Source organism: Streptomyces sp. SID3343 (assembly GCF_009865215.1).
Classification (GTDB): Bacteria; Actinomycetota; Actinomycetes; order Streptomycetales; family Streptomycetaceae; genus Embleya.
Genome location: NZ_WWJX01000562.1, coordinates 1 through 10,010, shown reverse-complemented (window position 1 = coordinate 10,010; position 10,010 = coordinate 1). Strand labels below are relative to the sequence as shown.

The window sequence follows — 10,010 nt, the reverse complement described above, 5'->3', positions numbered from 1 at the left end:
CCACCGCCGCCGCGCCGGACCGGTACACCAAGCTCTACCCCAACTACCTCGGACGCATCGCGCCGCAGGACCGGGACCTGGTCCTGCCCTCCCTGATGCACACCCTGGCCCTGGTCGGCACCCGCGACGACGTCCTCACCCGGATCACCGCCCTGGAACGCGCAGGCGTCGACGAACTCCTCATCCAACCGGTGATCGACCCGGCCGCCGAGATGGCCCGACTCGCCGAACTCCTCGCCTGAGCGCTCCGCGCGTCCGCGTCAGCACCCCGGCTGCTCGGCCCGGCACCCGTACGACGCCCCACAGCTGTCCGCTTCGCATGCGCCGATCCGCGAGGCCGAGCCCCCGACGCAGGGTGGACGCGCGCGTGCGTGTGCCTCGGCGCGGTGGCGCGGACGTCGAATCGGCACGGCCGGGTTGGTCAACGGCTCGCGTTTCGTCGCTGTCGGTGAATCAGATCGGCGACAGCCGTGGGCCGGCTCAGGTATGGCGAGTGGCTGGTCTCCCATGTCTCCGAGGCCGAGCAACGGGCCGCGAAGCGGCTGACCAGTGGCGCTGCGATGGCACGGTCGTCGCGGCCGGCAACATAGACGGAGGGTGTATCGCGCCAGCTCACGTGACTCGGTATGGCCCCGAAGATCGACGGCGGTTCCGGGCGCAGCAGCTCGATCGCGCGGGTGGCCGCCGGCTCGTCGACGTCGGCGTACAGGTTCTTTCGGGCATCCGCGGGATCGAGTCGTAGCCGCCCGTTGTCGTCGAGCGCGGCGAGCAACCCCTCGGCGGGGGCACCGGTTTCCTTCGCGACTTCGTCGAGCAGCTGCGCGGGTGATTCACCCACGTCGAGAAGCCAACCGGCCAGGAGGATCAGTCCTGCCGCGCCGCGGACCGTTCCGGCGGTCACACCTCCGAAAGAGTGCCCGAGCACCAGCGGAGGCTCCTCGGAGGCGGCGACGATGTCCTCGACCAAGGCGGTACTGTCAGCCGGCGACAGCTCGTAGAGGTCGGGCACTTCCACACTCAGACTTCGCGAGCGCAGCAACCCCACCAGGTCGTCGTAGTGAGCCGGTTGATGCCAGGCACCGTGCAAGACGATCACGTCGGTCATGCCCGCAGGCTACTCCGCGGCGACCGGCGCCGTTCGCCTTCGTACTGCCTGCGGCCGCGGCCTTGTCCGTGGTCGTATCGGTCCCATCCATACGGTGGTTCGCCGGCATCGGCGCTGCGGCGGCCTGCGTCGGGGCGCACCTGCACGACGACGACATCGGTGCCGCGCGCGTGCGGCGAGGAAGCCGCGTCGTCACCGGGTAGGGCGCGCGGGTTGTAGAACTGTCGGACCCGGACGGCGTCGACGGGGCCGGGACGCCCGCGGACCAGGGAGCGGATCACCACCCGTACGTCTTGGGACTCGTCGTGCTCTCCGTCGGGGTGCTCCAGGATCACACACGCGTCGTCCGCCTGAACGTTGATCTCCTGCTCGCGCAACACCGGGATCCGGGTGCCGTCGCCGCGTCGCCGCACCAGGCACAACGCCTCGTGCTCGGCGGTGTCCGATCCGGGTGGGCGGGGCACCGCCACCACGCCGCCGTCGGGCGCCGTCGCGTCGGCGCCCGCGCCGCCGGGGAGTTCGGCGATCAGACGATCGCCGGGGGTCGTGCGCAGTTCCCACGCTTCGCCTTCGGTGTCGCCGTGGTCGGCTGCTCCCACCGACCCGGCGATCAGGTTGAAGGTGACGTGGGTGGGGCTCACGTCGACGGTGAGTCGGCGCGGGATCGGGTGGGGGTGGGCGTCGGCCGGCCCCGGTGCGGTGAGCAGCCGTCCGGCGGGGTAGGAGCGGGGTTCCGCCTCGCGCCACGGCGCGACGGTGCCGCGAAGTCGCCAGGGCGTGGGTGCTTCGGGAGGGGGCGGCGTCGAGCCCCGGTACAGCGCGAACTGGACGACGAGGCCGTCCGTTCCCGCGCTCGCCACCACATCGCGCAGGTGGGCCACGGCGGGCGAGCCGGGCCGCTCCTCCAGCCAGTGCATGGCCTCGTCGCCGGCGACGACGAACTGGTGCACGGTCGACACCGGCAGGCGCGAGGCCGTCACCGTGTCGGTGTCGGGCCGCGCGGCGTCGAAGACCTGCCACCGCGGCGGCTGGAACCCCTCGACATCACCGGTGAACGCGTAGCCGACGTCGTGCGATCGCCCGTGTCGGCCGAAGCCGAACCGGCCGATCATCAAGGTCGTGGTCCAGTTCGAGGACGGATCGACGTCGAACACCCTGGCCCGGTTGGCCGTGGTGGCGAAGTACTCGTTGTAGTGGCCCCACATGTCGACGCTGCGGCCGACCACGGGATCGTCGGTGATCACCGTCCCCGGTAAGCGTTCCGCGCCGACCACGAAGGCCTCGACGCCGAAGTGGCCGCTGCCGCCGAAGGTCGTGCCCGCGCCGGCGTCCGGCCCCATGGCGTGCAGGATCTCGTGATACTCGCTCGCCGGTCGGTCCGTGGGGAAAGGCCGGCCGTCGGGGGTCAGGGCGATGTTGCCGGCGAGGTCCACCAGGCCGCTGCGCGGGCCGGTGGGCAGGTGTGTGGTGGCGGTTCCGGCGAAGTGCAGACGAGGGAGATCGAAGACGCTCATGCCGGTTTCTCCGACACGGCGGCGCACTCCTCGGCGACGGCCGACGCGTCCGGGCCCGGTTCGTGGAAAGCGATCGCTCGAACCGCGTTGTCGGCCGACTCGATGGCGCCCTCGATCCAGGCGGGATACGTGGAGCAGTGTTCGCCGGCGAAGAACAGCCGTCCCTGCGGGCGGGCCGCCGAGCGCCGTTCGCTCTCGCAGGTCGAGATGTCCTTGCCCCAACGGACGGCCGCCGCCCCCAGACTCGACGGCGCGTCGCCCCACACCTGGTCCGCGACCCCCATGATCATCCCCGACTTGCGCAACTGCGGGTGTACCGCCGCCAGTTCGTTCAGCACCACGCCCAGCCGCGCGGACCGCCCGAGCCGGCCCAGGACGTCGGCGTCGTCGCCGATCGTGTAGCTGGCGAGCAGGGCCGCGCCCAGGCGGGGATCGCCTTCGGCCGCGGGGTAGTAGGTCTGCCGGATCAGTCCGCCGGTGAAGGAGGCTCCGCCGGTGATGCCTTCCTTCTCCCAGAAGGCGGTGCGGCAGTGCAGCGCGACCTTGGTGGCGGACCAGTACTTCATGTCGTGCACGATCGCCGACTTCTCGTCGTCGAAGCCCACCAGGTCCATGGTCCGCAGCACGGTGAACGGCACGGTGCACAGCACGTAGTCGCAGCTCTTGGTGATCGTTCCGAAACCGCGGCGGATCCGCAGGGCGACCTCACGGTCGCGCACCTCGATCCCCACCACTTCCTGACCGCGGCGGATCGGCCCGCGGATCCGGTCGCGCAGTTGGTGCACGAGCTGGTCCATCCCACCGCGCAGGCAGATCAGGCGGGCACTGGTCTCGTTGACGATGTCCTCGACGAAGCGGTACAGCCGCCCGGTGCAGCCGGCCTGGATCTGCGGATGGTCGGCGAACAGGGAGTGCAGGTCGATCCGGTCCCGGCGGGGGCCGTACACGTACGGCGCGACGTCGATGCCCTCGACCAGCGCGAGGATCTCCCGATCGAGCCCGTCACCGATGCCGGCCCGAAACGCGCCGGGCGCGATGGCGTTGACCCGCACACCCAGCCAGGCGCCGAAAAGCACCGTCGCGTCGTCGTAGTCGCCGCCCGACAAGCGCGAGCGCAGGTCCGAGACCAGCGCGGGCGCGGCGTCCCCGACGCGCTGATGGCCGGATCCGGTTCGCAGATACGCGTTGTCGTCCTCGAACAGCGTCCTGAACTCGCGGACTCGACTCGTGAGGCCGAGTTCGCGGATGTATCGCATGGTCCGGTGATGGGTGATCGGCACCCGCATGGCACCGAGTTCGACGCACGGGCCCGGCCGGCCGGGCAGGAATCGGTGGGTGCGGATCCTGCCACCGAGTTCCAATCGCCCTTCCAACACCTCGACGCTGTGGCCCAGACGTTCGAGTTCGTACGCGGCCACGAGACCGGATATACCGGCGCCGACGACGGTGATCCGCTTCTTCCATCGGTTCTCGAACGAGACATGTTTTCCGGGGCTTGGCAGCGGTGTTTCGAGCATTCGCATCCACTTCCTCGCTCATTTCGCCGCCCATTGTGTATAGCTTCGAACCGCGACCACATCCCCGAATCGGGCGGGTCGACGAGTGGTTGAATCGCCGCCCGCAACCGCCGAACCGGCGCACCGCGACCCCCACCCCGCGCGTTCGGACGGTTTTTGCGCGGCGCCTCGGATCGGGTCCTCGATCGGCGCCATTGTGTGGTTCACCGGGCGGGTCGGAGTCGGCGACAGATGCCCTCGTCGGACCGGTCGAGAGGTAATCGATCGCGCGCCGACGAGATGGGCGGGGATTCCGTGCTCCGGTGGGATCCCGTGAAAGGAACCAGTTGTGGGACATGCAACAGACGGCAGTTCGGGCGACCGGACACCGCGCGGCTCCGCGGTGCGGTCGCGAGCGGACGAGAGCCGACCGGAGCCGCGGACGGGCGCCATGCCCGAGGCGCTGGAGCGGGCGATCTTCGGTATGCACGCCACGCACGCCGTGCATCTGGCGGACCGTCACGGGGTTTTCGCGTTCTTGATCGCCCACGGCGCGAGCCGCACCGGCAAGATCGCCGCCGGCACCGGCACCGACGCGGAGACCGTCGGCCGATTGCTCGTCGCGCTCCGCGCGTTCGGTGTGCTGGAGGGGGACGACGGCGAATATCGGGTGCCCGAGGCGTCGATCGCCTATCTCGACCCGTCCGCTTCCCGCTACGCCGGCGCCTTCGTCCGGCATCTGGTCGGCAGCACGTCGGCCCGGATGCCGCAGTTGGACGCCTACCTGTCACACGGCAAGGCGCGGGTGGACGACAAGCTGCCCGACCCCTTCGACGTCATGTACGCGGACGACGCGGCGGTGGAGGCGTTCGTGTCGGCCATGTGGCAGCTGAGCTTCGACGTCTCCGGCGAGCTGGTGGAGCTTGCCGGACCGGCGATGGCCGGTCATCTGGTGGACGTCGGCGGGGCCAACGGACCGTTCTCGGTCGCCGCGTTGCTGCGCGTCCCGGACCTGCGGGCCACCGTCTTCGACCTGCCGCACGTGGCCCCGCACCTGCATCGGGCCCGGGAGGCGTACCGCCTGGGCGAGCGACTCGCCTTCGCCCCAGGGGACTTCTTTCGCGACGAACTTCCCGAGGGCGACTGCGTGGCCTTCGGCTACGTCCTGTCGGACTGGGACGACGACGCGTGTCTGGCACTGCTGCGCAAGGCGCGTCGTGCCTGCCGGTCCGGGGGCCGAGTGCTGGTCATGGACCGACTCTTCGACGACGACGGCCATCGTCCGTTGGCCACGGCGGTGATGAACCTGTCGATGCACGTCGAGACCCGGGGCCGCCACCGGACCGCGGCCGAATACGTGGGGCTGCTGCGCGCGGCCGGCCTCACCGACTGCGAAGTGCGCCGATCCGGCCGGGAGAAGCACCTCGTCGTCGGCCGCGCGCCGGCCGGAGGCGAGTAACCCATGCGCGCGATATCGTCGGATCCGCGCCTGCCCGACGACGCCGAGGACATGATCCGGATGCAGGGCACGCGCGGCCGGGCGGTACTGACGGACAAGGTCCGCGAGCGGCTGGCGAATCGGCACGACGACACCACGATCGGCGGCCGCGGGCCGGATCAGGAGATCGTCCGACTGCTGACCCGGCCGTTCAGCCGCCGGGAGCAGATCCCCGAGTACTACCGCTACACGAGTCTGCACGTCTACGACTGGTTCCTGGCGCACTACCGCGACGAACCGGTGGCGGCGGCGATCGTCGGCATCCGGGCGACGCTCACCGATCTGATCTCGCGGGAGCAGTCCCGTGCGGATCGGCGGTCCGAAGGCGCGGCGTATCTCCCGGAGCGGCTGGCCCGACTGCACCGACTGATCGAACAGGTGGACGCGACGGTCGTCCACCGGGAAGGACCGACACTCGGGGCCGACATCGCCGAAAGGGCGCGCACCGAGGCGACGTTGCGGTGGCGCTTGTCCGTTCTCACCCGGTGCACCGCATATCCGCAATCCGATGATGCGAACGAGCATATTTTCCTGAGATCGGTACACGCGTGCGAACTCGCGTTCTATCTGCTGCGTTGGCTCGCCTGTCGGGCGATCGTGGCCATCGCGGCGGGCGAACACGCGGTAGCCGGAAGTCGGATCGACCAGGCGGGTGAGTGCGCCGAACTCGTCAACGGCATCTTTCACGCGCTCAAAACCCTTTCCCCCGAGCAGTTCATGGAGTTTCGCGAAGCCACGGGAGCGGCAAGTGCCGTTCAGTCGTTGAACTTCCATCTCTTCGAACTCGCGATGTTCGGATACGACCCGCGAAAAGCCGAGGTGTTCTGCCGCATCGGTCATCTGCGCGTGCTGAACGATCCCCCGTATCGCGACCATCGGCCGCTGCGCGAGGCGGTCGCCGCCGCCGGGAGACCGGAGTTGACGACGGCGTTCGAGGCGGTGGAGCGGTCGCTGTTGATCTGGCGGGGACGCCACTACGGATTCGGCTGCCGCTATCTGCCCCGTCAACTCAAGGGATCCGGCGGCACCGAAGGTGCCGGATACCTCAAGCCGTTCGTGAACAAGGACGGTTGCCTTCCCGGCAGGCCGGGGCCGGTCGACGAGGCGATGTTCCGCTTCGCGTGGCGATGAACACGGCGACATATGCCCGGAGATGACCACTGATCGACCGATATCGCACCGTGCTGCAATACTTCACTTGCCTTCACGGCGCTTCACACCGCTTCACGCCGCTTCACACCGTACTGCGCAATTTCACACCGAAAAGCACCGAACCAGGAGCCCTTTCGTGACCACTGCCCCCATTCTGTCCGCCGAGGTCGCCCGTCGCGTTCTGGACGCCGCGCTGGCCGAGGCGGCCGAACTGCGCGTCGCCGTCACCGTTGCCGTCGTGGACGGCGGAGGCAACCTCCAGACCCTCGCCCGCATGGACGGCGCGACGTTCTGGTCCACGACCGTCGCCACGCACAAGGCGGTCACCGCCGCCGGACTCGGGGTGCCCACCGCGGCCTTCGGCAAGGTCGCGGCGCAGGACCCGATCCTGCTGGCCACGATGGCCGCCCAACCGGGCTTCGCGCTGCTGCCCGGTGGCATCCCGATCTTCGTCGAGGGCGCTATCGCGGGAGCAATCGGCGTGGCGGGCGGCACCAAGGGCGAGGACGAACCGGTCGCCGAGGCAGGCGTGGCCGCGGCCCAGGGCTGAGCCGGGGGCGGGCCACCCCGACTCGGCGCGGCTCGCCGAACGGACGCCCGCTCTCTCAGCGGGTGTACTGCTCGGGCACGGCAATCCCGGCCGCACAAGTGCGGAAAGCCGGGCGGTCGTCGTGCGGGCGGTCGTCGTGGAAGCGTCGGAGGAGTCGTTCGTGTTCGGGGGTGAAATGCTCACGCCAGGCGCCGACCGCGTGGTCGCCCTCGTCGCGGGACACCGCGGCCAGGGCGGCCAGGGCCGCCGCGTGGTCGGGGTGGTCGACGGTCGTGAGCAGCCGGGTCAGGGCCCGATCGCGGACGTCGTCGGGGCCGACGAGTTCCTCGTGGGTGATCGCGCACACGCGCGGATGCCGCAGCAACCATTGGCAGCGCCGGGCCTCGGCCATCCCGGGGAACTCGGGGTCGGTGAGCGCGAGGGTGATCCTCGCGTCCATGTCGGGCAAAGCGCTGACGATGTCGCGGTACACGAGGTGTTCGGGCAGCGAGCCGACCCGGTCGGCGGGTCCCGAGAGCAGGTGGACCTGACTCAGGATCCGGTCCCGGACGTCGCGATGGTGGAAGACGATCGGCGGCTGACCGGTCGCCGTCCAGGTCCGCACGAGGTCGGCGTCCATCCGCCGGAGGTCCAGGCCGCAGACGTACCAGCAGCCGCGCCCGGGCAGCAGTCGGTACAGAGCCGGGGCGGGCCACCGGGCGAGACGGTGTTCCAGGACGGGCTCCACGGGTGAGACATGGGTGACCGGTTGGCCCAGTCGGGTCCACCACACCCGCCACAGAGCGTGGACGGCGGCCTGGAAGGCGGCCTCCAGTTCCGCGCGATCCCCGCGCAACAGGGCTACCGTCCGGTCCTGCCCGTAGGCGGCCTGGAGGAGGGGCTGTACCTCACCGGGGCCGGGGCGCTCACCGGCGACGGCGTGGCTGCCGCTCATCGTGCCGTAGGGGGTGTAGCCGAGGGCCGTGGTGATCCCGGCCAGCGTCGGGCCGCCGCTGCCGCTCGGCGAGACCACGATCACGTGCGGAACCGTCATGAGTCTTCTCTCGATCGGGGGCCGGTGGGCGAGAGTTCGTGCCGGCCCGGGCCGGGCACGGCACGACGTGGTCACGGGCCCGAGGAACGGGCGGTTGCGCGGTCCCGGGCCGCGGGCTGTGCCGGTACGGTGCGCCGGGTCGCGGCCGCGGGTGTCAGAAGGAGGTCTTCGTAGGCGTGGTGGCGGCGGGTCGTGCTGCGCCCGCGCAACAACTCGGCCGCGCGGGCGTGCCGGCCGGTGTCGGTCAGGGCGCGGGCAAGGGTGTCCTGGACGATCTCGCGTTCGACCCGGACACCGCCGAGGTCTTCGACGCGCTCGCCCAGTTCGGTCAGCAGGGTCACGGCGCACTCCGGGCGGTCGGCGGTGACCTCCGCCAGCGCCCGCACCACCGGGGCCAGCACGTCGCGGTACTCGGTGCGCTCGTCGGCGGCAGCCCGCCGCGCCAGGGCGTACAGGTCGTCGCCTGCGCCCTCGCCGGCCAGCGCCAGGGCCAGGTTGAAGGTGTGGAAGACCTCCGCCGTGCCCGCCGGCGCGGCCAGCAAGGCTCGGACCTGGTCGAGGTCACAGCCAAGGGCCGGGCTCTGCCCGGCAAGCAGCAGGCGCCAGTTCGTCGCCGCCCGCATCCCCACGTCGGCACGGGTCAGTACCGCGTCGGCGCGGCGGCGCGCGTCGGCGAAGTCGCCGTCGGCCAACGACTGGAGGGCGGCGTGCCAGTTCAGATGCCGGAACTGCATCGCCTGCGGGTCGGCGGCGAGCCATCCGTCGATGAAGGCCACGGAAGCCGGGCCCGTGCCCAGTTCGTGTTCGGCGTGGGCGCGAGCGTGCGCGGCGACTCCCGAACGCGGGTGCAACGCGAGGGCGTGCCGGGCCAGTTCGTGGGCCTCCACGACGCGGCCTTGTTCGGCGCGCGTCCAGGCCGTCAGACTTGCCCAGAACCAGTTGTCGGGGCCGGCCTGTCGGTACTGCAGTTCGACGAGGGCGTCACCGTGCGCGCGTCGGTCGGCGTCGCCGCAGGCTGCGAAGGCACCGACCATCAGGCCGGCGACCTCGTCTCCCGGCCACCGCGCGAAGTGGCCCACCAAGTGGTCCGCCGTCAGGCGGTGTTGCCGGTGGGTGTGCAGGAACACCCCGTACACCAGGCTCGCCGACCGCTCGTCGACCTTGCACGCGTCCCGGTGGGCGACGCGCAAGTGCTCCTTGAGTGCGGCGTCGCCCAGTTCCTCCGCCGTCGCCAGCACCAGCAGTGCCCGCGCCACGCCGAGCCGCGGCTGCTCGTCCACCCACTGACGCAGCAGAGGAAGCGCCCGCCCGCTCAGCGCGGCCAATTCCCGTACCGGCGCGTTTCGTATGGACGCTCCGGGCGCCGCCACCTTCGTCATGTCAGAGGATGGCCATGAAGACGGCGGTACAGACGATCCCGCTGTTGCCGCAGTTGTTGCGCGGCAGGCTCAGCGGCAGCGCCGCGTAGTTGCCGCTGACGATGCCGCTGTCGGCGAACGTGGCGCCGTGGGCCTCGGCGCCGGTGCCGAGGTTGGCGCAACTGTTGCCGATCGTCGCGTTGCCGACCCCGACGACGTTGGCCTGCGCGGCCCCGGTCGGCACCAGCGCCGCGCCGGCCGCCGCCCCCGCCACCGCGGCCCACTTGCCCGCGCTCCGCACCCC

The 10,010-nt window shown here is 70.9% G+C and carries 9 protein-coding genes and 1 pseudogene; 4 read left to right on the top strand and 6 right to left on the bottom strand.

Annotated features, from left to right (window positions below; genetic code table 11):
• Positions 1-242 (top strand): annotated as a pseudogene (locus GT354_RS17130) (5,10-methylene tetrahydromethanopterin reductase); the annotation flags it as partial.
• 179 nt (positions 243-421) lie between these two features.
• On the opposite strand, the gene GT354_RS17125 reads toward GT354_RS17130, so the two are convergent.
• From GT354_RS17125 to GT354_RS17115, 3 genes are read right to left on the bottom strand one after another with little or no spacing between them, the layout of a single operon-like run.
• Positions 422-1,105, bottom strand: coding sequence for an alpha/beta hydrolase (locus GT354_RS17125; protein ID WP_161357163.1), 684 nt, complete (start codon positions 1,103-1,105; stop codon positions 422-424).
• Positions 1,102-2,619, bottom strand: a complete 1,518-nt coding sequence (locus tag GT354_RS17120) for a hypothetical protein (RefSeq protein WP_161357162.1) — start codon at positions 2,617-2,619, stop codon at positions 1,102-1,104. Before GT354_RS17120 ends, GT354_RS17125 begins: the two co-directional genes overlap by 4 nt.
• Complete coding sequence (locus tag GT354_RS17115) at positions 2,616-4,142, bottom strand: NAD(P)/FAD-dependent oxidoreductase (RefSeq protein ID WP_237535045.1); 1,527 nt, start codon at positions 4,140-4,142, stop codon at positions 2,616-2,618. The genes GT354_RS17120 and GT354_RS17115 overlap by 4 nt, the downstream gene beginning before the upstream one ends.
• Before the next feature lie 424 nt (positions 4,143-4,566).
• Here GT354_RS17115 and GT354_RS17110 point away from each other — a divergent pair, with 424 nt between their 5' ends.
• The 3 genes from GT354_RS17110 (at position 4,567) to GT354_RS17100 (ending at position 7,315) form a co-directional block, all read left to right on the top strand.
• Complete coding sequence (locus GT354_RS17110; RefSeq protein WP_161357161.1) at positions 4,567-5,574, top strand: methyltransferase; 1,008 nt, start codon at positions 4,567-4,569, stop codon at positions 5,572-5,574.
• A 3-nt stretch (positions 5,575-5,577) separates the two neighbouring features.
• Complete coding sequence (locus GT354_RS17105) at positions 5,578-6,744, top strand: hypothetical protein (protein ID WP_161357160.1); 1,167 nt, start codon at positions 5,578-5,580, stop codon at positions 6,742-6,744.
• A 157-nt stretch (positions 6,745-6,901) separates the two neighbouring features.
• Positions 6,902-7,315 (top strand): heme-binding protein, encoded by a 414-nt coding sequence (locus tag GT354_RS17100; RefSeq protein ID WP_161357159.1) that lies wholly within the window; start codon positions 6,902-6,904, stop codon positions 7,313-7,315.
• A gap of 55 nt (positions 7,316-7,370) precedes the next feature.
• Here the strand turns inward: GT354_RS17100 and GT354_RS17095 are convergent, their stop codons facing one another.
• From GT354_RS17095 to GT354_RS17085, 3 genes are all read right to left on the bottom strand, one after another.
• Complete coding sequence (locus GT354_RS17095) at positions 7,371-8,348, bottom strand: hypothetical protein (RefSeq protein WP_161357158.1); 978 nt, start codon at positions 8,346-8,348, stop codon at positions 7,371-7,373.
• 71 nt (positions 8,349-8,419) lie between these two features.
• Positions 8,420-9,727, bottom strand: a complete 1,308-nt coding sequence (locus GT354_RS17090) for a hypothetical protein (RefSeq protein WP_237535042.1) — start codon at positions 9,725-9,727, stop codon at positions 8,420-8,422.
• 1 nt (position 9,728) lies between these two features.
• On the bottom strand, positions 9,729-10,010 hold a 282-nt coding region (locus tag GT354_RS17085), incomplete at its 5' end, for a chaplin family protein (RefSeq protein WP_202511982.1).